General features: G+C 65.5%; 18 protein-coding genes and 2 riboswitches. Of the genes, 10 read left to right on the forward strand and 8 right to left on the reverse strand.

The features are described 5' to 3' along the window. Positions 1-81: 81 nt before the first annotated feature. The 4 genes from AC1DW9_RS02265 to AC1DW9_RS02280 all read left to right on the forward strand — a co-directional run bounded on the left by AC1DW9_RS02265 (position 82) and on the right by AC1DW9_RS02280 (position 5,373). Positions 82-831, forward strand: a complete 750-nt coding sequence (locus AC1DW9_RS02265; RefSeq protein ID WP_441507802.1) for a hypothetical protein — start codon at positions 82-84, stop codon at positions 829-831. After that, the gene (locus tag AC1DW9_RS02270) at positions 824-1,717 is read left to right on the forward strand and encodes a ChaN family lipoprotein (protein WP_476776530.1); all 894 of its coding nucleotides are present in this window, start codon (positions 824-826) and stop codon (positions 1,715-1,717) included. Before AC1DW9_RS02265 ends, AC1DW9_RS02270 begins: the two co-directional genes overlap by 8 nt. Continuing rightward, the gene (locus AC1DW9_RS02275; RefSeq protein WP_476776531.1) at positions 1,714-3,450 is read left to right on the forward strand and encodes an ABC transporter ATP-binding protein/permease; all 1,737 of its coding nucleotides are present in this window, start codon (positions 1,714-1,716) and stop codon (positions 3,448-3,450) included. The genes AC1DW9_RS02270 and AC1DW9_RS02275 overlap by 4 nt, the downstream gene beginning before the upstream one ends. 66 nt (positions 3,451-3,516) lie before the next feature. Next, entirely contained in the window at positions 3,517-5,373 is a 1,857-nt protein-coding gene (locus AC1DW9_RS02280) for an ABC transporter ATP-binding protein (RefSeq protein WP_476776532.1), read from the forward strand. Between the two features lie 5 nt (positions 5,374-5,378). On the opposite strand, the gene AC1DW9_RS02285 is transcribed toward AC1DW9_RS02280, so the two are convergent. The 4 genes from AC1DW9_RS02285 to cobF form a co-directional block, all read right to left on the reverse strand. Further along, entirely contained in the window at positions 5,379-7,334 is a 1,956-nt protein-coding gene (locus AC1DW9_RS02285; RefSeq protein ID WP_476776533.1) for a MacB family efflux pump subunit, read from the reverse strand. 4 nt (positions 7,335-7,338) lie between these two features. Continuing rightward, on the reverse strand, positions 7,339-8,535 hold the full coding sequence (locus tag AC1DW9_RS02290) for an efflux RND transporter periplasmic adaptor subunit (protein ID WP_476776534.1): 1,197 nt from the start codon (positions 8,533-8,535) through the stop codon (positions 7,339-7,341). Beyond that, complete coding sequence (locus AC1DW9_RS02295; protein ID WP_476776535.1) at positions 8,532-10,031, reverse strand: efflux transporter outer membrane subunit; 1,500 nt, start codon at positions 10,029-10,031, stop codon at positions 8,532-8,534. Before AC1DW9_RS02295 ends, AC1DW9_RS02290 begins: the two co-directional genes overlap by 4 nt. A gap of 429 nt (positions 10,032-10,460) precedes the next feature. Beyond that, positions 10,461-11,222 carry a precorrin-6A synthase (deacetylating) gene (gene cobF, locus AC1DW9_RS02300; RefSeq protein ID WP_476776536.1) on the reverse strand — a complete coding sequence of 254 codons (762 nt, stop codon included), beginning with the start codon at positions 11,220-11,222 and terminating at the stop codon, positions 10,461-10,463. A 183-nt stretch (positions 11,223-11,405) separates the two neighbouring features. Continuing rightward, a riboswitch (cobalamin riboswitch) is annotated at positions 11,406-11,607 on the forward strand. Between the two features lie 118 nt (positions 11,608-11,725). Between cobF and AC1DW9_RS02305 the strand changes: the two genes are divergently transcribed. From AC1DW9_RS02305 to AC1DW9_RS02330, 6 genes are all read left to right on the forward strand, one after another. Further along, positions 11,726-14,632, forward strand: coding sequence for a ribonucleoside-diphosphate reductase subunit alpha (locus AC1DW9_RS02305; RefSeq protein ID WP_476776537.1), 2,907 nt, complete (start codon positions 11,726-11,728; stop codon positions 14,630-14,632). A 125-nt stretch (positions 14,633-14,757) separates the two neighbouring features. Beyond that, the gene (locus tag AC1DW9_RS02310) at positions 14,758-15,885 is read left to right on the forward strand and encodes a ribonucleotide-diphosphate reductase subunit beta (RefSeq protein WP_441491619.1); all 1,128 of its coding nucleotides are present in this window, start codon (positions 14,758-14,760) and stop codon (positions 15,883-15,885) included. 90 nt (positions 15,886-15,975) lie between these two features. After that, positions 15,976-16,185, forward strand: a riboswitch (cobalamin riboswitch). A gap of 276 nt (positions 16,186-16,461) precedes the next feature. Next, a complete protein-coding gene (locus AC1DW9_RS02315) occupies positions 16,462-17,490 on the forward strand; it encodes an ABC transporter substrate-binding protein (protein WP_476776538.1) in 1,029 nt (342 codons plus the stop codon). Positions 17,491-17,498: 8 nt separating this feature from the next. Next, positions 17,499-18,524 (forward strand): FecCD family ABC transporter permease, encoded by a 1,026-nt coding sequence (locus AC1DW9_RS02320; protein WP_441507812.1) that lies wholly within the window; start codon positions 17,499-17,501, stop codon positions 18,522-18,524. After that, a complete protein-coding gene (locus AC1DW9_RS02325; RefSeq protein ID WP_441491620.1) occupies positions 18,521-19,288 on the forward strand; it encodes an ABC transporter ATP-binding protein in 768 nt (255 codons plus the stop codon). Before AC1DW9_RS02320 ends, AC1DW9_RS02325 begins: the two co-directional genes overlap by 4 nt. 12 nt (positions 19,289-19,300) lie before the next feature. Beyond that, positions 19,301-19,966 (forward strand): class I SAM-dependent methyltransferase, encoded by a 666-nt coding sequence (locus AC1DW9_RS02330; protein ID WP_441507813.1) that lies wholly within the window; start codon positions 19,301-19,303, stop codon positions 19,964-19,966. A gap of 11 nt (positions 19,967-19,977) precedes the next feature. Here AC1DW9_RS02330 and AC1DW9_RS02335 read toward each other — a convergent pair whose 3' ends face one another. The 4 genes from AC1DW9_RS02335 to AC1DW9_RS02350 all read right to left on the reverse strand — a co-directional run bounded on the left by AC1DW9_RS02335 (position 19,978) and on the right by AC1DW9_RS02350 (position 25,791). Next, on the reverse strand, positions 19,978-21,783 hold the full coding sequence (locus AC1DW9_RS02335; protein ID WP_476776539.1) for an aminodeoxychorismate synthase component I: 1,806 nt from the start codon (positions 21,781-21,783) through the stop codon (positions 19,978-19,980). 179 nt (positions 21,784-21,962) lie between these two features. Further along, entirely contained in the window at positions 21,963-23,585 is a 1,623-nt protein-coding gene (locus AC1DW9_RS02340; RefSeq protein ID WP_441507815.1) for an ABC-F family ATP-binding cassette domain-containing protein, read from the reverse strand. Between the two features lie 103 nt (positions 23,586-23,688). Further along, positions 23,689-25,233: a VOC family protein gene (locus AC1DW9_RS02345; protein WP_476776540.1), complete on the reverse strand. Its 1,545-nt coding sequence runs from the start codon at positions 25,231-25,233 to the stop codon at positions 23,689-23,691. A 63-nt stretch (positions 25,234-25,296) separates the two neighbouring features. Then, on the reverse strand, positions 25,297-25,791 hold the full coding sequence (locus AC1DW9_RS02350) for a class I SAM-dependent methyltransferase (RefSeq protein WP_441507817.1): 495 nt from the start codon (positions 25,789-25,791) through the stop codon (positions 25,297-25,299). Between the last annotated feature and the right edge of the window lie 50 nt (positions 25,792-25,841).

Here is a 25,841-nt window from a genome sequence, read left to right on the forward strand (position 1 = left end):
GCCGCTGTGACAAGCGCGGTTGGTCACGCGACGCTCCGAGCGAGACCCCGGAGCGTCGCATCCTTTCCTTGGAGCCCCCTTATGACAAGCACCACACATCCCCGCGAACTGCTGAAGCAACCCTCGGCCGAAATCCTGGCAAGCCTGCCCGCCATGGGCCGCGTCATGCTGAGCGCACGCTCCGGCGGCGCGACGCATGAGCGCATGGGCGTGGTCGGCACCGTCTCGATCGACGGGACCAGGGCGCGCCTCGCAGGCGAGTTCCACGACAGCACGCTCGATCTTGCGGTCGTGACCCGGCTGGTCGCGGACCGCACCAGCAAGATGCGCGACCGGGTGCTGCCCAGGCTCGAGTGCCAGGACGCCGCCGGCGAGGTGTTGTTCAGCCTGATCGGGCTCGACGGGTTGGAGCTCTTCGACAAGGCGCTTGCCCCATTCGGCGCCGGTGAGGCCCTGGAGCCGGTCGAGCGCGAGAGCGCTGCCGGCGGCGGATCGCCTGATGTGCCCGAGGATGATCTCGGTGCCGCGACCTTCGCCGCGATCCTGCGCAATGGCGTGCCGATCTCGATCGATTTCACGAAACCGGGCCTGGCCCAGCATTGGGGAGGTGCGCTGCCAGAGCCGAAGCCGGCCATGGGCTTCGTCAACATCATGCAGGGCGACTTCCACCTTCACTTGCGCGCTGGTGCGGTCGCAAGCTGGCTGCGGCAGGTCGCCGGATCGGAGGTCGAGCTTGCAGCGCATGATTCCGACGGCCAGCCGTTCGGCCTCGTGCTGCGCGGCCCGGCCGCGGCCTTCGACGGCGTTCCGCTCGGCAATCCCCATGGCTGAACCCTCCCCCACCGCCGGATCCGTGACCCTGGCTCATCGGCGCGCGACCTGGCTCTTGCCCGAGACCGGCGAGGCCATTGCCCAGTACGACCTGATGCGGACGATGGCGCAGAAGCGCGTCGTGCTGCTCGGCGAGAGCCATGACATCGCCGAGATCCATCGCTGGCAGCTCCATGTCACGGCGTTCCTGCATACGCTGCGGCCGCAGATGGCGGTCGGTTTCGAGATGTTCCCACGTCGGCTCCAGCCGGTGCTCGACGCCTGGGTCGAGGGCGAGATGGACACCGCGACCTTCCTGGAGCGGTCGGAATGGGCACAGGTCTGGGGTTTCGATCCCGAGCTCTACCTGCCGCTCTTCCATTTCTGCCGACAGCAGCGCGTGCCGATGCTCGCACTCAACTGCCATCGGCCGCTGGTCACGCGTGTCGGCCAGGTCGGTTGGGATGCGATTCCCATCGAAGAGCGCGATGGCGTGACGCCGCCTGCCCCCGCGACGGAGGGGTACCGGCGCTATCTCGCCGGAATCATGAGCGGTTTCGCCGGGCCAGATCGCCCACGCGCCATGGAGCCGGACCGCTTCGATCGCTTCATTCGAGCCCAGCAGACCTGGGATCGCGCCTTCGCCTGCGGCATCGCCGATCATCTGGCAAAGGCACAAGACAACCCGCTCGTCATCGGTATCATCGGGCGCGGCCATCTCGAATACGGCCATGGCACGCCCTATCAGCTCCGCGATCTCGGCATCGATGATCTGGCTGTGCTGTTGCCGACCGACTGTGCCAGCCATGACCAGGAAAGCCTGAAAGGCATTGGCGACGCGATCTTCAGGCTCGACACGCCGGAACCGCCCTCGCCGCGACGCAGTTCGCCCAGGGCCTCTTCGTGACCAGGATCATCTCGCAGATCACGCTGTTGACCCGGCTCTGCATCAGCGGGCCGGGCGGGCGGGCCGGATTGGTCTATTTCGCGCTCGTGCTCGGGCTCGGCTTGGCCGGGGTTCAGGTTTCTGTCCGCCTGATCGCCTGGACGGCGGATTTCTACAACGCGCTGCAGAAGCTCGATGTCGATGCGACACTGCGCCAGATCGCGGTGTTCTTCGGGCTGATCGCCATCAGCGTGAGCCTGTTCCTGAGTGGCAGCTACCTGCGCAAGATGCTGCAGATCCGCTGGCGCCGCTCGCTGACCGAAGCCGCGCTCGACCGCTGGCTCTCCAACAAGGCCTATTGGCATCTGCGCGACCGCACGGATAACGGCCTCGACAACCCGGACCAGCGCATCGCCGAAGACTGCCGCATCTTTGTCGACAAGCTCACCGGAGAGGCGATCGAGCTCATCACCAACATCGTCGCGCTGGTCTCCTTCTTCGCGATCCTGTGGTCGCTCTCGACCTTTGCCCTCGCCTTCACGGTTGGAGGCATCGCGATCGAGATCCCGCGCTACATGGTCTGGGCTGCGCCGCTCTACGTCGCGATCTCGAGCGGCCTGACGCATTGGCTCGGCAAGCCGTTGAAATCCCTCGCCTTCGAGCAGCAGCGCCGCGAGGCCGATTTCCGCTTCGCATTGACGCGGCTGCGCGAGCATGTCGAGGCCGTCGCTCTGGCGAATGGCGAGGCGGCCGAACGGCGCCTGCTCTCGGAGCGCTTCGGCGCGATCATCCAGAACTGGCGCGGCCTCGCCAATCGCGAGTTGATCCTCGGCTGCTTCACCAGGCCCTATATGCAGACGGTCCTGCGCATCCCGCTCTTCCTGGCGTTGCCGGCCTTCCTGGCCGGGCGCGTCACCTTCGGCGGTTTGATGCAGATCGGCTCGGCCTTCCAGAACGTCGTGACCACGCTTTCCTGGTTCATCTTCTCCTATCGCGATCTTGCCGAGCTCGCGGCATCGGCCAGCCGCCTGAGTTATTTCCTCGGAGCAGCCGAGGACAACGTGGACGCGCCGCGGCCAGCGCTCGTCACGGGACAGGAGAACCGGATCCTGCTGCAGGATGTCGCCCTCCGCGTCCCCGACGGCCGCGCCCTCGAGCCCCTCCCCGAGATCAGGCTTGAAGCAGGCGGGACGTATTGGATTTCAGCGCCCTCCGGGCATGGCAAGAGCGCCCTGGTGAAGGCCCTTGCCGGGTTGTGGCGGCATGGCACGGGGCAAATCGAACGGCCGGATGCCAAAATGGTCTTCCTGCCGCAGCAGCCCTACCTGCCCCTCGGCGGGCTGCGGGGAGCATTGGCCTATCCCGCCTCCCCTGAGACCCATCGGGCCGAGGACTATGAGCGAGCCCTGGAGGCCGTCGGCATGGTCCAGTTGTGGGAAATCGACGAGCCGACCTGGAACGACGCGCGCCGCGGCCTGTCCGGCGGCGAGCGCCAGCGGCTGGCGCTTGCCCGTATCCATCTCCAGAAGCCGGACTGGATCGTGCTCGACGAGGCGACCAGTGCGCTCGACCCGGCAGCCGAACGCGATCTGCTCGCGACCTTGCGCCAGGACTTGCCGCTGGCGACGTTCATCCTGATCGCGCACCGGCCGCCCTTGGGCCTGGACGACCATCGCGCAATCCACCTGTCGAGACGCGACGGCTCTTGTGCCGGAGCCTCTGACGAGCGCCGCGGCGAGCTTGCAGAGGCTTAGAATGTCCCGAAGCTGCCATCCTTGCTGCTGCGGTCCGATCGTTGCGGCTCCATCAGAGTTCGTCAGATGACCGCCGCCTCGTTCTCCGCTGGGCCAGCGCTACGCCAGCGTTTCCGGACCTTGGCCCTGCTGCCCCGGCTGCTGCACTCGTTCTGGCAGACGAGTCCCGCGCTGTCGGCCACGATCATCGTCTTGCGCCTGCTGCGCGCCGCTCAGCCGCCGCTCGTGCTCTTCATCGGCAAGCTGATCGTCGACGAGATCATCCTCCAGACCGCCTCACCAGCTCCTGGACCGACGCTGGCGGACTGGGTGGACAGCGGGCGCCTGAGCGCGGTCGCCGGCTGGCTCTTGCTCGAGTTTCTGCTCGTCGCGGCGGCAAATGCGCTCGCGCGCATCGGAGCCTTCGTGGAAAGGGTCCTGACCGAGCGCCATGATAATGCGCTCGGTGTCGCGCTCATCAAGCAGGTGGCGAGCCTGGATCTGCGCGACATCGAGGCCAGCTCTGCGCAGGACAGGCTGCAGCGGGCCCGCACCCAGCGCTTCATGGGTAACCAGCTGCTGACCTCCCTGCTGAGCCAGGCTCAGGATTTCGTCTCGCTCATCCTGTTTGTCATCGGCCTGTTCTCCTATGCGCCCCTGCTGATCATTCTGCTGTTGCTCGCACTCCTGCCAACGCTCGCCGGTGAAGCGCATTTCAATGCAAAGGGTTATGGGCTGAACGTCTCGGTCACGTCCGAGCGCCGGCAAATGGATTACATCCAGATCGTCGGTTCAGCGGCCGAATCCGCCAAGGAGATGAAGCTGTTCGGGCTCGGCGCCTACCTGGCGGGCCGCTTTGCCGAACTCGCCGACAAGGTCCATCGTGGCAATCGCGATCTCGCGGCTCGGCGTACGCTCTGGGGCAGTCTGTTTGGGGCAATCGCCTCGTTGGCCTATTACGCTGCCTATGCCGTCATCGCCTGGCGCGCCCTGAAGGGTGAACTCGGCATCGGCGATCTCACCTTTCTCGCCGGCTCGTTGCTGCGGCTGAACGGCCTGTTCGAGCGGCTGATCCTCGGCCTGACCCAGATCACGTCGCTGACCCAGTATCTCGATGATTTCTTCTCGTTCATGGATCTCCGCTCGACGATGGTCGCCCCACCGAATCCAAGACCATTTCCGGTGCCGATGCGGCAGGGTATCGTCTTCGACAAGGTCGGATTCCGTTATCCCGGCAAGGATGCCTGGGCGCTGCGCGATCTCAGTTTCTCCATTACCGTCGGCGAGACACTTGCTCTCGTCGGTGAAAACGGGGCCGGTAAGACCACGATCGTCAAGCTGCTGACCAGGCTCTACGAGCCGGACGAGGGCCGCATCCTCGTCGACGGCATCGACATCCGCGATATCGGCATCGCCGACCTGCAGCACCAGATCGGCGCCATCTTCCAGGATTTCGTGCGCTATCACATGACCGCCGCAGAGAATATCGGCATTGGGCGGGTCGGCTGCCTCAGCGATCGTCCGCGGGTCATCGACGCCGCGCAGAAGAGCCTCGCCCATCCGCTGATCGAGACGCTGCCGGAGGGCTACGAGCAGATGCTGGGCCGCGTCTTTGCGCGGGGGCTCGATCTCTCGGGGGGCGAATGGCAGAAGATCGCGATTGCCAGAGCCTATTTCCGCGACGCAGCGATCCTGGTTCTCGACGAGCCGACCGCAGCGCTGGATGCCCGCGCTGAAGCGGAGATCTTCGAACGCTTCCGCAATCTGAGCGAGGCGAAGACCGCATTGCTGATCTCGCACCGCTTCGCGACCGTCCGGATGGCCGACCGCATCCTGGTGCTGGAGAATGGCGCCATCCTCGAAAGCGGCAGCCATGAGGAGCTCATCGCGCTGCACGGGCGCTACGCCGAGCTGTTCGCGTTGCAGGCCGCAGGCTTCCAGTAAGAGCCTCAGGCGCCTCGGGCCAGGGCCTCGACCGGGTCGAGACCCGCGGCATTGCGCGCCGGCAGGAATCCGAAGCCGACACCGATCAGCGTCGAGCAGGCAATCGCTGCCGCGAAGGCCTCGGCCGAGTAGATGAAGCGAACCGGCGAGCCGGAGAGCGCGAATCCCCAGCCGATGGAGAGCGCCAGAGCGATACCGAGCACGCCCCCGATGAAGCAGACCAGAGAGGCCTCGATCAGGAACTGCTGGAGGATGTCGCCGCGGCGCGCGCCCACGGCCATGCGCAGGCCGATCTCGCCGGTGCGCTCGATCACCGAGACCAGCATGATATTCATCACGCCGATACCGCCGACGAGCAGGGAGATCACGGCGATCGAGGCGATCAGCAGCGCGAAGGTCGCGTTGTTGCTGGTGATCGCCTGACGGATTGCGTCATTGTTCCGGATAAAGAAATCCTCGGCGCGGTGGCGATGCGTCAACAACTCGGTGACGGCGCTCTGCGCCGACTCCATCGGTGTGTCGTCATTGACGCGCAGGATGATGCTGCGCAGCGAGAGATCCCCGAGGAAACGGCCCTGGACGGTGGTGTAAGGCAGGTAGACCTGCGGGTTCAGGCTGGCGCCGAAGCCGCTCTGCTGGGGCCGCATCACTCCGATCACGCGGGCAGGGACCGAGCCGATCAGGATGACGCTGCCGATCGGGTCCTGGCCGGTCCGCGCGAACAGGGCACTGACAGTGTTCTGGTCGATGACCACATCCTGCGAGAGCCGCCGGACGTCGTCCGCGTCGAAGAGCCGGCCCTGGGCCAGGACGCCGCCCGTGACCGCGAAATACTGCTCGCCGACGCCCATGACCAATCCCGATGCCTCGGCGGAGCCGAAACGCAGCGTGGCATTCGTCGACACGGTCGGTGTGACGCCTTCGGCATAGGGCTGACTTGCGAGGATATGGGCATCGGCGACTGTCAGGGTCTTGATCTGGCCCGAGCGGCGGTCGCCGATCGTGGCTCCGGGGTAGATCTCGAGAGTGTTGGTGCCGAGCCCGGCGATATTGGCGAGAACCTGCTGGCGCGAGCCCTCCCCCAGCGCCACCACGCTGACGACAGAGGCGATGCCGATGACGATGCCGAGCATGGTCAGCGCGGAGCGCAGCTTATGGGCGCGCATCGACAGGAGGGCCATGCCGAAGGCCTCGCGCAGCCGGCCGAACGCGGCCCGCCACGAGCCACCCCGCGGCACGTCCAGCACCGGGTTCGCCTTGGAAACGAGCGTCGGGCGGGTCCTCCGATCGGAGATGATCCGGCCGTCGCTAAGCTCGATAATGCGGTCGGCTCGGGCCGCGACGTTCATGTCATGAGTGACAAGAATGATCGTGTGGCCCTCGCGGCCGAGTTCCTCGAGCAGGGTCAGCATCTCCTCGCCGCTCTTGCGGTCGAGTGCGCCGGTCGGCTCGTCTGCAAGGATGACCCGGGCCCCGTTCATCAGGGCCCGCGCGATCGAAACCCGCTGCTGCTGGCCGCCCGACATCTCGGCCGGGCGATGCGTCTTCCGGGCCCCGAGGCCGAGCCGGTCGAGCAAGGCGGCTGCCCGATTGCGCCGCGGCTCGGCGGCAACCCCTGCGTAGATCGCCGGCACCTCGACATTGGCGAGCGCGGTCAGTTCCGACAGCAGATGATAGCGCTGAAAGACGAAGCCGAAATATTCACGCCGCAGCCGTGCCAGCTCGTCCGGCCCGAGATCGCGCGTCGGGCGGCCGTCAATCGCGTAGACACCGCCGGTCGGCCGGTCGAGGCAGCCGATGATATTCATCAGGGTGGATTTGCCCGAGCCCGACGGTCCGACGATCGCAACCATCTCGCCGGCCTCGATGGTCAACTCGGCCCCGTCAAGCGCCGCAATCGCCGCTTCGCCTGCGCCAAAATCGCGCCGGACCCCACTCAGCCTGATCAGCGGCACGCCCATGCGGTCAGAACCCGAGCGGGCCACGCATGCGGCGGGCCGCTGCGGGGGAGCCCGTGTGCGCGATGACGACACGCTCGCCCGCCTTCAGCCCGGAAGAGATTTCCGCGACGATCTTGTTGTCTAGCCCAACCGTGACCTTGCGCGGCGCGGGCTTGCCATCGTCCCCGACGACATCGAGCCAGGGCTCTCCGCCCCGGCGCCTGATCGCCGTGGACGGCACGGTGACGACGCCCCGCATCCGCCCGACGACCACCGTTACCTGGACCGTCATCGAGGTCAGCAGCCTTCCGTCGGAGTTGGGCACCTCGAACAGCGCGTTGTAGTAGATCGCCGAGGAAGTCGAGGAGGCGTTCGTGCTCGAAGAGGCCGAGGCGCTGCTCGTATTCTGCGTCTTCAGCGTATCAGGCGCCGGTTCGACAAAGGCGATCCTGCCAGGGAAGCGCCGATCGGGCGCGCCGAGAACGCTGAACAGGGCCTCTTGGCCGGCCTTGACCCTGAGCACGTCTGCTTCCGAGATCTTGGCCTTGACCGTCATGGTCGAAACGTCGCCAAGCACGATGATGGTCGGCGCGGATTGCGCCGCGTTCACCGTCTGGCCTTCCTGCGTCACGATGGCCAGTGCGGTGCCCGCCGCCGGAGCTGTGATGCGGGTATAGCCGAGCTTGGCGCGGGCAGTCTCGACCTTGACGCCGCCGGAAATGATCTGGGCGTCGAGCGCCGCGATCTGGGCGCGGGTCGTGCGCACCGTCATCTCGGCCGATTCGTAATTGTCGCGGGAGACCGCGTTCTGGCCGAGCATCTGCTTCTGACGGGCAAGCACGGATTCGGCATAGGCGAGGCTGGCCAGGCGCTCCTCGCGCTGCGCCTGCAGCACGGCGAGCTCGGCCTCGGCCGAGCGCAGTTCATTCTGCTGGGTGACGCCATCGATCTCGGCGATCAGGTCGCCCTCGCTCACGTTCTGGCCCAGGGCCAGCTTAAGCGAGATCARCCGGCCGGAGACCTGCGCGCCGACGCTCACCTGCCGGATCGGCTCCAGCGCGCCGCTGGCCAGCACGACCTCTTCGACATCGCCCATCGTGGCGGCGACCGTCGGCAGTTGAATCGCGGCCGGCTGCGGCGCCTGCTGCGAGCGCAGGGCATAGCCACCCGCCCCCAGCATGCCCAGGACAAGCAGCAGCATGAAGGCACGGCGCGACGTCATGGGCTCGGGACCTCCAGGGAGACAGCACGCAGGCGGGGCCCCTGCGGCGGATCCTCGACGCGCGGGCGGGAGACCTCGACCGGCCGGAGCCAGCCACCGCCAAGCGCCTTGTTGAGGGCGATGAACCGGGTCGCCAGCGCGATCTGGCTCTGAATCCGCGAATCCTCGGAGCTATACTGCGAGCGCTGCGCATCAAGCACGTCGAGGAAGCTGGCGCCGCCCGACTGGTAGAGCGCCTGGGACAGCTGCGCCGCCTGACCGGAAGCCGCAGCCGCCGTCGACAGGCTGGCCAGCCGCAGTCGCTCCTGCCGCAATCCAACCAGTGCGTCCTCGACATCCTGCAGGGCGCTCAGCACAGCGAGCCGAAGCGCCGCATCCGACTGGTCGCGCCGGGCGCGCGCCACATCGACCGCGGCCGCGAGTTCGCCCCCATTGAAGATCGGCACGCTCAGCGATGGGCCGATCGACCAGCCGATCGCGCTGTTCTTCGCGAGGTCGCCGAGCTTCAGCGCCGAGGTCGAGATATTGCCGGTCAGGCTCACGGAAGGGTAGCGAACCGCCTCGGCCTGGCCGATCCGTGCCGTTGCCTGGGCGAGACTGCGCTCGGCCCGCCGGACATCCGGCCGGTTGCGCAGCACGTCCGCCGGGACGCCGGCTTGCGGTGGCGCGGGCGTCGCCGGCACCTTCGCAGCGCCGGTCAAGCGCGAGCCCATAGCGGATGGCGGGCGGCCAACCAGCACCGCGATACGGTGCTGGGTCTGCGACAGCGCGGTTTCAAGGGCCGGAATCTGCGCCTCGGTGCTCGCGACCTGCGCCACCGCCCTCGCCGTATCGACCGCCGAGACATCGCCGGCCTGGAAGCGGACCCGCGTCAGTGCCTCGGTCACCCGCTGGGTTTCGACCGTCCGCTTGGCAAGCACAATGCGCGCCTGGTAGCCGCGCGCCTCGATGACAGCCGAAGCGACATCCCCAATGAGCGTCAGCAGTACTCCGTCGAGATCATCGTCGGCGGCATCGACGCCATAGGTCGCGGCTTCGACGGCGCGGTCGCGCCCGCCGAAGATGTCGAGCTCCCAGGAGGTGTCGAAGCCCGCGCGCAAGCTGTTGCTCATGCCGCTGCCGCCCCCTGAATCGGAGCTTGTGGCGTAACGCGAACGCGTTGCCGATGCTGAACCATTGACCTGAGGAAACAGCGGCGCGATCGCCTGGACCCGGCTCGCTCGCGCTTCGCGAATCCGCGCCTTCGCCTGGGCGACATCGAGATTGCCTGCAACCGCTTCGGTCACGAGCCCATCCAGCACAGGATCCTTGAATTGCCGCCACCACTCCGACCGAGCGGGAGGCCGCGCAGCCGAAGCGGCGCCATTCCATTGGGTGGGCAGATCCTGCGTCGGCGCGACGTAGTCGGGGCCGACCGAGCAGGCGCCAAGGCAGAGCAGAACAGGCAGCGCGAGCAGCCTCGTCCAATCCGATATCAGCCTGTCGCGAGAGTGCATCCCGTCCATGTCCGCCGCATTGGCGACCTTTCCATTCCAGGCGGAAAGAGCGCAGATCGGCGGTCATAGGCGCCGTATTTCAGAATGATTCCAAAGACGAAGATCCCGCGGAGTGCCGATCTCTGGCTATCTTGAACGCCTACAAAGCGGCCTCGCGAATTGCAAGGCGCCAGCCCCGCGAAAGCGGTTCATCGACGTCTGAGCCAGGACCAACTCGGGCTGATCCGGCAGCCAGCGCGACCGCGATACCATCCGCCGCGCTCTCGACGGCTGAGATCGGCCATCGGGTGGTCCGGCGCAATGGCTCTCCTTCTTCGCTCCGGGCAAACAACCCGGCGAACCGCGACAGTGACACGATGGAGCAATCCACCCGACGGGGCCAATCGAAGACATAAGGACCCTTTTGTCGTCATGCGCGGATTGCGCCGTTCAGTCCTCGTCGCGTCTCCGAAGCAGATAGGTATCCATGATCCAGCCCTTTTCCTCTCGCGCTTCGCGCCGGATGCGCTCGATATCGCCCATCACCTCCGAGAGCTTTCCGGCGATCAGAATCTCGTCCTTGGTGCCGAGATAGGCGCCCCAATAGATATCGAGATCTTCACCCGCGACACTCTTGAAGGCCTGGTCCCCGTCGAGCATGACGACCACACTATCGAGGTTATTGGGAAAGCCTTCCGCCAGTTTGCGTCCCGTGGTGATCAGCACGGGCTCGCCAATCCGGTTGAGGGCGACCCGGTGTCGCGCCGCAAGGGCCTGCACGCTGCTGATGCCCGGGATCACATCGTATTCGAGAGCGAAGCCCCTGGCGCGAATATGCTCGACGATCCGCAGCGTGCTGTCATAGAGCGTCGGATCACCCCAGACGAGGAAGGCTCCGCATTCACCGTCCCCGAGTTCTTCCGTGAACAGGCCCTCGTAGTCATGGGCAATACGCGCATGCCACTCGTCGACGCTGCCACGGTAATTCGTTCCGGCGGGGGCACGCTCCGGGATCGGCACCGGAACCAGGCGATAATCCGATCGTTCGATGAAGCGCTCGCAGATGTCCTTCCGCAGCCGTCCGAGCGCGGCCTTTTCTGTCCCCTTGTCGGGAATGAAGAAGACGTCGGCCTGGTTGAGGGCGTTGATCGCCTGGACCGTGACATAGTCGGGATTGCCGGCACCAATTCCGATGATCAGGATCTTGCGCATTCGGCCTCCAAGTCGGGGCTCAGATGGCCCACCGTTCGGCAGCCATAGCACGTGGGGCGACAGCGCGAGCAGCTGCGCCATGACGCCCTCGAGGCCGATCGCCGCATAGTTCGACCACTCCCCGCTCTTCACAGGCCAACGAATAGGCCGTGGCAAGCTGTTGACAGAATTGTCGCGATAGCCACTAGATATGGTGGTCACGGTCTCTCGAGTCGCAAGATCGAGAGCTAAGAGGGAAGCCGGTGCGAAACCGGCGCTGCCCCCGCAACTGTCAGCGGCGAGTACTTGTCCAGACTATCAGTCACTGAGGCCGCCAGGCCTTGGGAAGACGGGACAAGAGCGATGACCCGCGAGCCAGGAGACCTGCCGCGACAGCAGAATCGTCCTCGGGCGGGGTGTCCCGGTGGATCGCTTGGTCATGTCTGCGGGCGCTCGTCGCTGCGACATTCTCCGTTGCGACTCCGCCTGGCCTTTGCCCCCTACAGATTGGGGTTTGAAAGCCGATGTCCCTCGCGACCGATACCATCCGCCCTGAGACGTTCAGCCCGATCGCGTCGCAAGGCAGCGATGCGCGATCGACCGCGGAACCGGGCTACCAGGTGATCCGCCGCAACGGCAGCGTCACCCCGTTCGACGCCTCCAAGATCAGCGTCGCTCTGACCAAGGCCTTTCTGGCGGTCGAGGGCAGCAGCGCCGCTGCCTCGCGCCGAATCCACGACATCGTCGCGGAGTTGACCCAGCAGATCGTCGCCGGGCTGACGCGGCGCGCCGATGCCGGCCGTACCTTCCATATCGAGGATGTGCAGGATCAGGTCGAACTCGCGCTGATGCGCAGCGAACACCACAAGGTCGCCCGCGCCTATGTGCTCTACCGCGAGGAACGAGCCCAGGAACGGGCCCGCGCCAAGGCGGAAGCGAAGCCTGTGGTCGCCTCCGCGCCGGTGCTGCGCATGAAGGCAGCCGACGGCGCGCTCGTGCCGCTCGATGGGGCTCGCCTCGCCACGGTCATTCGCGAAGCCTGCGCCGGGCTCGACGGCGTCTCGGCTGAAGCCGTGCTGAGCGAAGCGCAGCGCAACCTCTATGACGGCATCAGTCAGGATGAGCTGGCGCAGGCGCCGATCCTGGCTGCGCGCACCCTGGTCGAGACCGAACCGAACTATTCCAAGGTCTCGGCTCGCCTCCTGCTCGACAAGCTCCGCCGCGAGGCGCTGAGCTTCGTCTCCGGTCGTCCGGAACAGGCGACTCAGGCAGAAATGTCAGTACGTTACGGCGACTATCTCCACGTCTATGTGAAGACCGGCATCGCCAACGAGCTGCTCGATCCCGAGCTTGGACGCTTCGATCTCGCCCGCCTTGCGGCTGCGCTCAAGCCGGAGCGCGACCTCCAGTTCGATTATCTCGGCTTCCAGACGCTCTATGACCGCTATTTCCTGCATGTCCGAGGCAATCGCTTCGAGCTGCCGCAGGCCTTCTTCATGCGTGTCGCGATGGGTTTGGCGATCCGCGAGATCGACCGCGAGGCCCGGGCGATCGCCTTCTACGACCTGCTCTCCTCCTTCGACTTCATGGCCTCGACGCCGACCCTGTTCAACGCAGGAACCCTCAGGCCGCAGCTCTCCTCCTGCTTCCTGACCACGGTGCCGGACGATCTCGACGGCATCTTCAAAGCGGTGAAGGACAACGCCCTGCTGGCCAAATATTCCGGCGGGCTGGGCAATGACTGGACGCCTGTGCGTGGCCTTGGCGCTCATATCAAGGGCACCAATGGCGAGAGCCAGGGCATCGTGCCGTTCCTCAAGGTCGCCAACGACACCGCGATCGCCGTCAACCAGGGTGGCAAGCGCAAGGGCGCGGTCTGCGCCTATCTCGAAACCTGGCATGTCGACATCGAGGAGTTCCTCGATCTGCGTAAGAACACCGGCGACGACCGCCGCCGTACCCATGACATGAACACGGCGAACTGGATCCCCGACCTGTTCATGCAGCGCGTCGCCGCCGGAGGCCAGTGGACGCTGTTCTCGCCCGACGAGACGCCCGACCTTCACGATCTCTACGGCAAGCCGTTCAAGGCGGCCTATGAGGCCTATGAAGCCAAGGCCGAGCGCGGTGAGATCAAGGTGTTCAAGCGCCTCAACGCGCTCGATCTCTGGCGCAAGATGCTGACCATGCTGTTCGAAACCGGCCATCCCTGGATGACCTTCAAGGATGCCTGCAACCTGCGCTCGCCGCAGCAGCATGCCGGCGTGGTGCATTCCTCGAACCTGTGCACCGAGATCACGCTGAACACCTCGGCCGACGAGGTCGCCGTCTGCAATCTGGGCTCGATCAACCTCGCAGCCCATGTGACGGCGGGCGGGCTCGACCGGGCCAGGCTCGGCAAGACGGTCGCGACCGCGATGCGGATGCTCGACAACGTCATCGACATCAATTTCTACACGATCCCCGAGGCACGCCGCTCGAACCTGCGCCACCGCCCGGTCGGCCTCGGCATCATGGGCTTCCAGGATGCGCTGCAGACCTTGCGCCTGCCCGCGGCGTCCGAGGGTGCCGTAGCCTTCGCCGACACCTCGATGGAGGCGATCAGCTGGTTTGCGATCTCGGCCTCGGTCGATCTTGCCGCCGAGCGCGGTCGCTACCCGAGCTTCGAAGGCTCGCTCTGGTCGAAGGGCATCCTGCCGATCGACTCGCTCGACATCCTCTCGGAGGCCCGCGACGGCGATGTCGAGCTCGATCGTTCGACGACGCTGGACTGGGACAGCCTGCGCGAGCGGGTGAAGACCACCGGCATGCGCAACTCGAACTGCATGGCGATCGCCCCTACCGCAACGATCTCCAACATCGTCGGTGTCTCGCAGTCGATCGAGCCGTCCTATAGCCAGCTCTACGTCAAGGCGAACATGTCGGGCGACTTCACGGTCGTGAATGCCGACCTCGTCCGCGATCTCAAGGCGCGCGATCTCTGGGACGAGGTCATGGTCTCGGACCTGAAATACTACGACGGAAAGGTCAGTCAGATCGACCGCGTCCCCGACGATCTCAAGGCGCTCTACGCAACCTCCTTCGAGATCGAGACAAGCTGGCTGATCCGCGCCGCCGCACGCCGTCAGAAATGGATCGACCAGGGCCAGTCGCTCAATCTCTACATGGCGCAGCCTTCCGGCAGGAAGCTCGACGAGGCCTATCGCCTCGCCTGGCGGCTCGGCCTGAAGACGACCTATTACCTGCGCGCGCTCTCGGCGACCCATGTCGAGAAGTCGACGCTGAAGGGCACTGACGGCAAGCTCAACGCGGTGTCGGCAACGGTCCCCGTCGCGTCCAAGCCGATCCTCGTCGACATCCCGCTCGACAATGGCATGGCCGTGCCGAACGCCTGCTCGATCGACGATCCGACCTGCGAAGCCTGCCAGTGAGGCAGCGGCGGCATCCACGCTCGCCTTCGCGGCGCGCATGGATGCCCGGCCCTGCCCGATAGCGAACGATACGGACGGCCGGGGCAGACCCGGCCATGACATTCAGACCCGATTGGATATTCATCATGCTCGACTGGTCAGACAGCAAGCCTGCCACCGCCCTCGATCTCAATCCGGCCGCGCCCGGCGGAACCTCTGCCGATGCCACCGGCCTCGGCGAGATCGATCGCTCCGGCGGCCGCGTCAGCGTCGACGAGAAGCGGATGATCAACTGCCGCGCCGATGTGAACCAGCTCCTGCCGCTCAAGTACAAATGGGCCTGGGAGAAATACCTCGCCGGCTGCAACAATCACTGGATGCCGACAGAGGTCTCGATGCAGGCCGATATCGCTCTGTGGAAGTCGAAGGACGGGCTGACCGAGGACGAGCGCCGCACGATCAAGCGCAATCTCGGCTTCTTCGCGGCCTCGGAAAGCCTCGTCGCCAACAACATCGTGCTCGCGATCTACCGTCATCTCACCAATCCGGAATGCCGGCAGTACCTGCTGCGCCAGGCTTTCGAGGAGGCGGTGCACACCCACACCTTCCAGTACATCGTCGAGAGTCTCGGCCTCGACGAGGGCGAACTCTTCAACATGTATCGCGAGGTGCCTTCGATCACCGACAAAGCGGCCTGGGCCCTGAAGCACACCCAGCATCTCGACGATCCCGATTTCGAGACCGGCACGCCCGAGGCCGATCAGGCCTTCCTGCGCGACCTCGTCGCCTTCTACGTGATCTTCGAGGGCATGTGGTTCTATACCGGCTTCGCCCAGATCCTGTCGCTCGGCCGACGCAACAAGATGGTCGGCATCGCCGAGCAGTACCAGTACATCCTGCGCGACGAGAGCATTCACCTGAATTTTGGCATCGACGTGATCAACCAGATCAAGATCGAAAACCCGCATCTCTGGACCAAGGCCTTCCAGGACGAGCTGCGCGGCATGATCCGCGACGCTGCCGAACTCGAGGCCGCCTATGGCCGGGACACCATGCCGCGCGGCTTCCTCGGCCTGAATGCTGCGCTCTGCGAGCAGTACATGCATTTCATCGCCAACCGCCGTTGCGCGCAGCTCGGCCTCGCGCCGGTCTTCGCGGAAACGGAAAACCCGTTCCCCTGGATGAGCGAGGCGATGGACCTGAAGAAGGAGAAGAACTTCTTCGAGACCCGCGTCATCGAATACCAGAACGGCGGCGCTCTGAGCTGGGAGTGAGCTGAGAAGGATGGAGCCGTCTCGCTGCAGGGCTCCATCAGCAGGCGGTGTGGTCGGTGCCTGCGGCTTGACGCCGCCTTGGGCCCCTCTATGGTCGGCCGCGATCAAGGTTCCTCGGGTCCAGGCCCGAAGCTAAGAGGGAATTCGGTGAGGCGCCCTGCGCCGAATCCGAGGCTGCCCCCGCAACTGTAAGCGGCGAGCTCTTCTCCCAACGTCCACTGGCGCTCTCACGCCGGGAAGGCCGGGCGAAGCCAGCGCTGACCCGCGAGCCAGGAGACCTGCCCTGATCGCAGAAGCGTCTTTCGGGCGGGGTGTCCGGGGGGATTTGCGTCGGCGGCAGGTCGTAGACCCGCACCCCCGAACCGATCCGCTCAAGCTCCCGGCTCGTCATCTCGGGGAGCGATGAATTCCATGTCCATGATGCCGAACCACGCGGTCGCAGCCGCGGCAGAGCGCTTGACGCAGACTCGTCGAGCAGTCTATCGAAATTGTAATATTGTTGCATTACAGGATCGGCCGTGCGAGGCCCTCGAGCCTCGCGACGCATGCCGTCGCTCGACGCTATCGGAGACTTCAATGCGCAGCGCCGCACGCCATTCTTGCCTTTCGTTCGTCGCAGCCATCGGCATGTCGATGTCCGGAGCGGCCTTGGCCGCGCCGACGCAGTATCCGCTGACGCTGGAGAATTGCCGGGAGACGATAACGTTCAACCAGGCGCCAAAGCGCGTCGTGGCGGTCGGACAGACGCAGACCGAGATCCTCTACGCGCTCGGGCTCGGCGACAAGGTCGTGGGCACAGCCGTGTGGTTCAGCCCTGTCGCGAAGCCCTATGAGGCGGTCAACGCCAAGGTGAAGCGGCTTGCCGACAACGATCCGAGTTTCGAGGCCGTCGTCGCCCAGGAACCCGACCTCGTGACTGCGATGTTCGAATGGCATATCGGCCCCAACGGCATCGTCGGCAAGCGCGACCAGTTTGCGAGGCTGAAGGTGCCGACCTATGTCTCGCCCACCGACTGCGTCGGAAAGGACAATTCCGGGCCGGGCGACGGCGTCCGCACGCAGATGTTCACGATGGATCTCGTCTACCGCAATATTCGCGAGTTCGGGCAGATCTTCGACGTCTCCGATCGCGCCGAGGCGCTGGTCGCCGAATTGAAGGCCCGCGAGGACAAGGCGGTCGCTTCTGTGGCCGGTATCAAGCCGCAGGATGTCCCCGTCGTGGTCTGGTTCTCCAGCAAGGACATCAAGGGCGACGCCTTCCTGGCCGGCAAGAATGGCGTGCCTGCCTATATCCTGTCGAAGCTCGGCGCCCGGAACGTCATCACCACCAACGAGGAATGGCCGCTGGTCGGTTGGGAGACCGTCGCTTCCGCCAACCCTGCCGTCATCGTCGTGGTCAAGATGGATCGCCGGCGTTTCCCAGCAGATGACATCAATCTCAAGCTCGACTTCCTCAAGACCGACGCGGTTGCGAGCAAGCTCGACGCCAGTCGGCAGCAGCGGATCGTGATCATGGATGTCGGCGCGACCAGGGCCGGGCTTGATACGATCGACGGCATCGAGGCGCTGGCCAACGGCATCAAGAGCTTCGGCCTCACCAAGTGAGCCATGGAGTGGTTCGGCCCAACTGGTTGGCGAGGGGCGCAGTAGCGATCCTCGCCTTCGTCCTGCTGATACTCGCGATCGCGCTCGCCGTGACGATCGGCGAAATGTCGATCCCGCTTGCCACGGTCTTCAGGGCCCTGGGCAACGGGTTGTTCGATCTCGACTACCCCGTGAGCGCGATCCAGCAGGGCGTCATCTTCGACTACCGGTTGAGCCGGGCTGTGGTGGCGGCCCTCTGCGGAGGAGCGCTCGCGCTTTCGGGGGCAATCCTGCAGGCGCTGCTGCGCAATCCGCTCGCAGAGCCCTATATCCTCGGTATCTCGGCCGGAGCCTCGACGGGTGCGGTCGCGGTGATGATCCTGGGCTTCGGCGGTGCTGCGCTCAGCATATCTGGCGGTGCCTTCCTCGGCGCCATTGCTGCGCTCGTCATCGTTGCCTTGCTCGCCGCAGGGGCCGGTGGCGCGACCGACCGCGTGATCCTCGCAGGCGTCGCCGGATCGCAGCTGTTCAATGCGGCGACCGCGACGATCGTCACCACGCTGGCCAGTGCCGAACAGGCCCGCGGCGTGATGTTCTGGCTTCTCGGTAATTTCGGGGGGGTGCGCTGGCCCGATGTCTGGCTCGCTACGCCAGTGGCCTTCGCGGGCTTCGCTGTCTGCATCTTTCATACGAAGGCGCTCGATGCGTTCGCCTTCGGCGCGGATGCCGCGGCCGCGTTGGGCGTGGCGGTGACCCGCGTGCGCATCGTGCTGTTCGTGACGACGGCCGTCATGACAGCGACCATGGTCAGTATCGTCGGCACGATCGGGTTCGTCGGTCTCGTCATACCCCACGCCGCGCGCTTCCTGACGGGCCCAGCCCATGCCCGGCTGCTCCCGGCATGCCTGATCATCGGTGCAATCTTCATGATTCTTGCCGACATCCTGTCGCGGACGCTGGTGCCGCAGCAGATTCTGCCGATCGGCGTCGTGACGGCGCTGTTCGGCGCCCCGGCCTTCGCCTTCATACTCTATCGCGCGAGGCGACCGGCATGACGCTGGCCGCGCGCGACGTCCGTTGGAGCGCCGGAGGGCGCGTGATCGTGGACGGCGTGACGCTGCACGCCGAACCGGGAAAGATCCTCGGTCTCATCGGCCCCAACGGTTCGGGAAAGTCGAGCCTGTTGAGGCTGCTGTGCCGCCTGCGCAAGGTCGCAAGCGGCGTGGTGACGCTGGACGACCGCGAGATCGGCACCTTGTCGCGGCACGACCTCGCCCGGCGCCTGGCCTTTGTCGAGCAGCAGGCGACGACTGAAATCCAGCTCTCTGTGTGCGACGTCGTCAGACTCGGACGGACCCCGCATCGCGGCGCACTCGCGTCCTGGACAGCGGCCGACGAAGACGCGGTCGAGGCCGCGCTGGCACGCGTCGATATGGCCGATCGACATGACCAGTTCTGGCATACGCTATCGGGCGGAGAGCGCCAGCGCGTCCACATCGCGCGCGCACTCGCGCAAATGCCGAGTGAACTTATCCTCGACGAGCCGACCAACCATCTCGATATCCAGCACCAGCTCTCGATCCTGACCCTGATCAGGCGCCTGGGTATCACCTGCATCATGGCCTTGCATGATCTCAACCTGGCATCGCTTTTCTGCGACGAGATCGCCGTGCTGCATGAGGGCAAGCTGGTCGATGCCGGGACGCCGGAAACCGTGATGACCGAAGCGCTGATCCAGCATGTCTTCGGTGTCGCGGTCTCCATCCGCCGCGCCGCATCGGGCCGAAGGCATATCGAGTATCTGATCGAACCCTTTTGAGGCGGGAAAGTCATGACGATGCAGCGAAGCGTTGGGGCCGGCGTCACCGACTACTGGAACGCCCGTGCCCCCAAATTTGATGGTGCTGCCTCCCATGTCGCCCAGAGCGAGCTCTGGCGGGCCGTGCTTGAGGCCGCCTTCCAGGCGGATGGCCCCAAGGACGTTGTCGATCTCGGGACCGGGACGGGCGCTTGCGCCCTCCTCGCCGCGTCGCTGGGGCATCGCGTCCGCGCCTGCGACGGGTCTGCGAACATGCTGGCGGTCGCCCGTGCGGCGGCTCGGCAAGCCGGCCTCGGCATTGCGTTTCAGGACGCCACGATCGAAGCGGCCGAGATTACCGATGCGTCGGCCGATATCGTCACGCTCCGCAATGTCCTCTGGACGCTCGAGCGCCCCATTGAAGGGTTGCTGCAGGCCCACCGCATTCTGCGGCCGGGCGGTCTCGTGCTCGTGTCCGACGGGTTGTGGTCGGTGGCTCCTGAATATCGTTCCACCTATCCAGAGGAGCTTGCCGCACGCCTACCCCTGCATGATGGCTTGACGGAAGCCGCAGCACAGGACCTGCTCGCGCAAGCTGGGTTCTCCGGGGTCAGATGCTGGCAGCACCTGTTCCCCGCTTCTCCCTACCCGGGAAATGTCCCCGTATTCGTCCTGACTGCCCGCTCACTCGCTGGCTAGCCGCGCAGGCTTCAGCTCATCAATCGAGCGGGCCTCAAGCCGCGCAGGCTATTGCCCAGGAACCAGTGCCCGGCCCGAGCGAGATCTCCCGGGCGCAGTTGCCGCTCAACGGCCCGTCCGCTCTCGATCAGGGTCTGGCGCAGCACGCCCGGCAAGACACCATCGGACAGGGGCGGTGTGAGCAGGATTCCGTCCCGCTCGACGAAGATGTTGCTGCGCGTTGCTTCGGTAACAAAGCCTGCGCGGTTCTGGAAGACGGCTTCATCGGCCCCGCAATCGACGGCTGCCGCAAATGCGGTCTCGTAGATACGACGGCGCGTTGTTTTGTACCGCAGGAATGGGTCGCCTGCGTCGGCCCTTGCGGCGGCGAGGACGACCTCGAGAGGCCGGTCCGGCTCGGCAGCGAGCACTGGTGCGGCGATACCGAGCACGCCGTTGCGACGGAGTTCGAGGCGGATACGGCGCAGCCCTTGCGGCGCAAAGGTCTCGACCAGCGCAGCAAGACGCGTTTCCGCCTCGTCGCGGTCGAAGCGGAAGCCGAGCGCCCTTGCCGAACGGTCGAGGCGGTCGAGATGCAGGGGCAGCCGTGCAAAACCGGTTTCTTGCGACCAGCCCAGCGTTTCGATCAGTCCGTATTCCTCGGCCAGGTCGGTCAGGACACGGGCCTTGAGCAGGCATTCGGAATACTCGTCCGCAGCACGCGAATCCGTGACGATGCCGCCGCCAACGCCATAGCGGCCGGCACCGCCCGGAAAGATCGTTGCCGTGCGGATTGCGACATTGAAGCGAAGATCGCCATCGGGCGAGATTTGCCCGATCGAACCGGTATAGAGATCGCGCGCGCCGTCCTCGAGTTCGCGGATGATCTCCATCGCACGCAGCTTCGGCGCACCGGTGATCGAGCCGCAGGGGAAGACAGCCCGCAGCAGGTCTTCGAGCGAGAGGCCGGGACGCAACCTGGATGTCACCGTCGACGTCAGCGTGTGAAATGTCGGATAGGTCTCGACCTGGAAGAGGCTTGGCACTTCGACCGACCCCATGGCGCTGATCCGTCCGAGATCGTTGCGCAGCAGGTCGACGATCATCAGGTTCTCGGCGCGTTGCTTGGGGTCGGCCTGCAACTCTTCCATAGCGGCGAGCTCCGCTGCCGGTCCGTCGCGTCGCGGTGCTGTTCCCTTCATCGGGCGCGTCGTCGCACGCCCCGATTCGACCTCAAGAAAGAGCTCCGGCGAAACCGACAGGATGCTCGCATCGTCGATGGTAACGATACCGCCATGCGCCACGGGCTGGCTCGACCGCAAGGCGGCATAGAGCGCGAGGGGATCGCCGTCGTAGCGAAAGGCGATCGGAAAGGTCAGGTTGATCTGGTAGGCGTCGCCGGCGTGAAGATAGTCCAGGACACGCTGGATCTTGGCCGCGTGCGCTGGTGCATCGAGCTGCGGACGAACAGTGCCGAGCGGCGGCGGAGGTCCCAGTGCTCCAAAGGCTTGGTCCAGCTGCGCGGCAGGGAGCTGCACCGGCGCCCGAAACAGCCCGAACCACAGCAGGGGAAGCGCCCTCGCCTGCGGCATCGACGCGACGAGGCGTGGCTCGAAGGCGTATCCCAGCTCGTAGCTCAGGAAGCCGGCGGCATGCAGCCCCCGGGACAGGCCGTCTTCGATTCTACCGAGCGCAGACGAGATCTCCTCGGTATGGTCGCATCGAACGACCTCGACCGGCTCACAGTAGAGCTGGGCCGACGCGGCTGCCGCGAGCCGGTCCTCCAGCAGTACGAACGGGCGCCGCGTCGTGAGCATGGTGTCGATGGTAGGCGGCATCGGCGGCGTGGTTTCTGATTGGAGTATAGAGGCTGCGCTCGAAGCGGCTTCGTGGATCGTGGCGATGCCTCGCTCCGATGGCAGCCTGGAATTGTAGGCCCGATCGCGCCCCGCCGTGAGCCCGACGAGAGCCGAGCCGAATGCTCGGCGAGCGATGGCCAGGGAGCTCCGCTGCCAGCTCAGCTCCGCAGGCCGGGAGCCTCCTGGCCCGTGCTCGCGACGTATTCCGTATAGCCGCCACCATAGGTGTGAACGCCCTCGGGGGTCAGTTCGAGAACGCGGTTGGACAGTGCGGCGAGGAAATGGCGGTCGTGCGAGACGAACAGCATGGTCCCCTCGTATTGCGCCAAGGCCGTGATGAGCATCTCCTTCGTCGCGATATCCAGGTGGTTGGTGGGCTCGTCCAGCACCAGGAAGTTCGGCGGATCGTAGAGCATCTTCGCCATCACCAGCCGGGCCTTCTCGCCACCGGACAACACCCTGCACCGCTTCTCGACATCGTCGCCGGAAAAGCCGAAACAGCCGGCCAGTGCTCGCAGCGAGCCCTGCCCCGCCTGGGGAAACGAGTCTTCGAGCGACTGGAACACGGTGGCGTCACCGTTCAGCACCTCCATGGCGTGCTGGGCGAAGTAACCCAGCTTGATGGTGCCGCCCAGCGCGACCGTGCCGTCGTCCGGCTCGGTGGCCCCTGTCACCAGCTTCAACAGCGTCGATTTGCCGGCGCCGTTGATGCCCATCACGCACCAGCGCTCCTTGCGGCGCACCTGGAAATCGAGCCCGTCATAGATGCTGCGGCTGCCGTAGCGCTTGTGCACGTTCTTCAGGGTGACCACGTCCTCGCCGGAGCGCGGTGCTGGCAGGAATTCGAACTGGACTGTCTGGCGGCGCTTGGGGGGCTCGACCCTGTCGATCTTCTCCAGTTTCTTCACGCGGCTTTGCACCTGCGCGGCATGCGAGGCGCGTGCCTTGAAGCGCTCGATGAAGTTGATCTCCTTGGCGAGCATCGCCTGCTGGCGCTCGAACTGGGCCTGCTGCTGCTTCTCGCTGAGCGCGCGCTGCTGCTGGTAGAACTCGTAATCGCCCGAATAGGTCGTCAGCGCCCCGCCATCGATCTCGACGATCTTGTCGACGATCCGGTTCATGAACTCGCGGTCATGCGAAGTCATGAGCAGTGCGCCATCATAGCCCTTCAGGAAGGCCTCGAGCCAGATCAGGCTCTCGAGGTCGAGATGGTTGCTCGGCTCGTCGAGCAGCATGGCGTCAGGGCGCATGAGCAGGATCCTGGCCAGCGCGACGCGCATCTTCCAGCCTCCGGAGAGAGCACCGACATCGCCGTCCATCATCTCCTGGCTGAATCCGAGGCCGGCGAGCACCTCGCGCGCCCGCCCATCCATGGCGTAGCCGTCGAGCTCCTCGAACCGCCCCTGGACCTCGCCATAGCGCGTGATGATCTCGTCCATCTCGTCCGCGCGGGCGGGATCGGCCATGGCGGTCTCGAGCTCCTTCAGCTCGGTCGCAACGGCGCTGACCGGGCCCGCCCCGTCCATGACCTCGGAGACGGCGCTGCGGCCGGACATGTCGCCGACGTCCTGGCTGAAATAGCCGATGGTCACGCCGCGATCGACGGCCACGAGACCCTCGTCGGGCGCCTCCTGCCCCGTGATCATGCGGAAGAGCGTTGTCTTGCCGGCGCCGTTGGGGCCGACAAGGCCGACCTTCTCGCCCTTCTGGAGCGCTGCGGATGCCTCGATGAAGACAATCTGCTTGCCGTTCTGCTTGCCGATGTTCTCGAGACGAATCATGCTTCTACGGGACCAAATTTCAGGGAGGTCCCGCGCCTTTAAGCCATGGGCCGCGCCCACGGAAGGGTTTGCCTGCAATTCATTCAGCTCTTGCCGAGGATCTTCAGCGTGCCGCCAGCCAGACCTTGGCGGCGGCCGCATCGGCCTCCGATAGCTCATGTCCCGCTGCGATCACTTGCGCCTCGACCTGGGCGCCGGCTTGCCTCAGCCGCGCTTCCAGCTCCGCTGCATGCACACCAAAGGGATCGGAAGCCCCGGCCAGGATCAGGATATCCGCCCCCGCAAGATCGGTCTCCTGCGGCAGTTCGAGCACATTCATCGCGCGCAGCAGGATGGCCCGGCGGATCAGGCCGGGATGGATCTGCATCATCGCGGCAAGGAAGTTCGCGCCGTTGGAATAGCCGAGATAAGTCGTGCGTGCCGGATCCAGCCCGTAACCCTTTGTCGCACTCTCGACGAAGGCCGCGAAGGCGGCGGCCTCGGCACGAATATCGGCCTGGTCGAATTCGGTCGGCGACGATCGGCGAAACCAGCGTGCTGTGCCCTCCTCAGTGCTGCGTCCACGCACGCCGAGCAAGGTCGCTTCCGGCGCGATCCGGTGCGCCAGCGGCATCAGATCCGCCTCGTTGCCGCCGGTGCCATGGAGCAGCACGAGAGTGCTGCCGTCCGTCGTTGCGGGCACATGGAAACGGTGCACGAAGGGCAGATCGCGATAGGTCATGCGCGGTTCTCCCGGCAGGGAGAATTGCGGCAGCACGACACGGATCTCGGAAGCCCGGCTGCCATCGGATGGAGGAACCATCAGGCTGGTTCCAAGCCTGTCCTCGGGCTCGTCGACCGTAAATCCCGGGCCGTCGCTCGCCAGTTCTATCAGGGTGCCGCCGGGTTCGCGGACATAGAGAGAGGTGAAGTATTTTCTGTCGTGAAGCGTGGTGACCGAGGAATTGAGGCGTGCCAGAGAACTTTCGATGGCCTTCACTGCGGCCTCGTCCCTCGCCCGGAAGGCGACATGGTCCGCGATGCCCGTGCCTGGAGCTCCGGGCCAGAACCCGCCGGCATCGCGGATATCGAGGACATCGCCACTATCGGACACCATGCGCTGAACAGCGGTCGTGGCCGCGGCTGGCCGGTAGCCGAAGCGTGCGACGAAGGCGGCCGTTTCCTCCCGCGTTTCAGACAGGATGGTTGCGCCGCGAACCCGGCGGATCGCATCCTCGGGTGCGATCCCGGGCGCCTGCCATGGCGCCGCGGCCGCCATATCCGTACCCACGAGCTTCACGATCACCCCGTCGGGGTCGCGCAAACGCAAGACGGGCTCGCCGAATTCCTGCTTCGGTCCCTCAGTGGGCACACGCTGCGTCAGTGCCCGCGTCAGCCAGAAGCCGATGCTCGCCGGTGGCACGGCCAGCGCGATCTCGCTCACCTGCCCATGTCCGACCCGACCTGGCGAGCCGTCCTGCCAGACGAGAAAGGTGACCAGCGAGCCAGGCGAACCCAGGCGGTCGCCGTAGAACAGGTGGAGTTGCTCCGCATCCTCGTAGCCGCCGGTCTGCTTGACGAGGCGCAGGCCGAGGAAGCCGACATAGAAATCGACATTGGCCTGCGCATCGCGGGTGATCAGCGTGAGGTGGTGGATGCCTCCGGTCATGTCGTCTCCTCAGACAGGTCCCGCCTCGGCCATAAGATAAGCTCAGGCTTGCAAGCGCGCGCTTTACGGAGCCGCGCGGCGATAGGCGAAGTAGCGCCCTTCCGGGATACCATCGGGGAGCGAAACGGCAACCAGTGCAGGATGCTCGAGATCGGAGCCGCTGATGATGAGTGCATCGTCCTGCGCGAGTGCAGCAACATGCTCCGGCAACCAGGCCAGATGGATACGGTCGCGTTCCGACACACCTGTTGTGGCGTCGACATGGATCAGCGCGGCATTGCGGCCATGCCGCTCCACGAAGTCCGGTAGCGTCTTTGCCATGTCGCCGAGCACCAGCGCGCTCTCCGGAGGCATCGAACGCGGATTGGCCGTGGCCTCACGGTCGAAGGCATAGATCTCCCGCTTCGGCAGGATTTCGCGCAGATGATCGTATGTGCGGCCATTGCCGAGGCCAAGCTCGAGCACGAGCCCATTGCGGTTGGTGACGGACTCTGCCGCCCAGTCGAGGATGCGGCGCTGGGCTTCGAGGCGGCGGATAAAACTGTCGAGGCGGCTCATGAAAAGCGTCTGTCTCCGGCATCGGCGCAATCGCAATTGCGGGCTTCGCA

Source organism: Allobosea sp. P4_E12, assembly GCF_056401655.1.

Bases quoted from the DNA above. Each gene is read 5' to 3' on its own strand.
- AC1DW9_RS02335 (WP_476776539.1), bottom strand. From the start codon at position 21,783: ATGCCGCCTACCATCGACACCATGCTCACGACGCGGCGCCCGTTCGTA.
- AC1DW9_RS02310 (WP_441491619.1), top strand. From the start codon at position 14,758: ATGCTCGACTGGTCAGACAGCAAGCCTGCCACCGCCCTCGATCTCAAT.
- AC1DW9_RS02350 (WP_441507817.1), bottom strand. From the start codon at position 25,791: ATGAGCCGCCTCGACAGTTTTATCCGCCGCCTCGAAGCCCAGCGCCGC.
- AC1DW9_RS02340 (WP_441507815.1), bottom strand. From the start codon at position 23,585: ATGATTCGTCTCGAGAACATCGGCAAGCAGAACGGCAAGCAGATTGTC.
- AC1DW9_RS02285 (WP_476776533.1), bottom strand. From the start codon at position 7,334: ATGGGCGTGCCGCTGATCAGGCTGAGTGGGGTCCGGCGCGATTTTGGC.
- AC1DW9_RS02295 (WP_476776535.1), bottom strand. From the start codon at position 10,031: ATGCACTCTCGCGACAGGCTGATATCGGATTGGACGAGGCTGCTCGCG.
- AC1DW9_RS02270 (WP_476776530.1), top strand. From the start codon at position 824: ATGGCTGAACCCTCCCCCACCGCCGGATCCGTGACCCTGGCTCATCGG.
- AC1DW9_RS02325 (WP_441491620.1), top strand. From the start codon at position 18,521: ATGACGCTGGCCGCGCGCGACGTCCGTTGGAGCGCCGGAGGGCGCGTG.
- AC1DW9_RS02305 (WP_476776537.1), top strand. From the start codon at position 11,726: ATGTCCCTCGCGACCGATACCATCCGCCCTGAGACGTTCAGCCCGATC.
- AC1DW9_RS02330 (WP_441507813.1), top strand. From the start codon at position 19,301: ATGACGATGCAGCGAAGCGTTGGGGCCGGCGTCACCGACTACTGGAAC.
- AC1DW9_RS02265 (WP_441507802.1), top strand. From the start codon at position 82: ATGACAAGCACCACACATCCCCGCGAACTGCTGAAGCAACCCTCGGCC.
- AC1DW9_RS02280 (WP_476776532.1), top strand. From the start codon at position 3,517: ATGACCGCCGCCTCGTTCTCCGCTGGGCCAGCGCTACGCCAGCGTTTC.
- AC1DW9_RS02315 (WP_476776538.1), top strand. From the start codon at position 16,462: ATGCGCAGCGCCGCACGCCATTCTTGCCTTTCGTTCGTCGCAGCCATC.
- cobF (WP_476776536.1), bottom strand. From the start codon at position 11,222: ATGCGCAAGATCCTGATCATCGGAATTGGTGCCGGCAATCCCGACTAT.
- AC1DW9_RS02345 (WP_476776540.1), bottom strand. From the start codon at position 25,233: ATGACCGGAGGCATCCACCACCTCACGCTGATCACCCGCGATGCGCAG.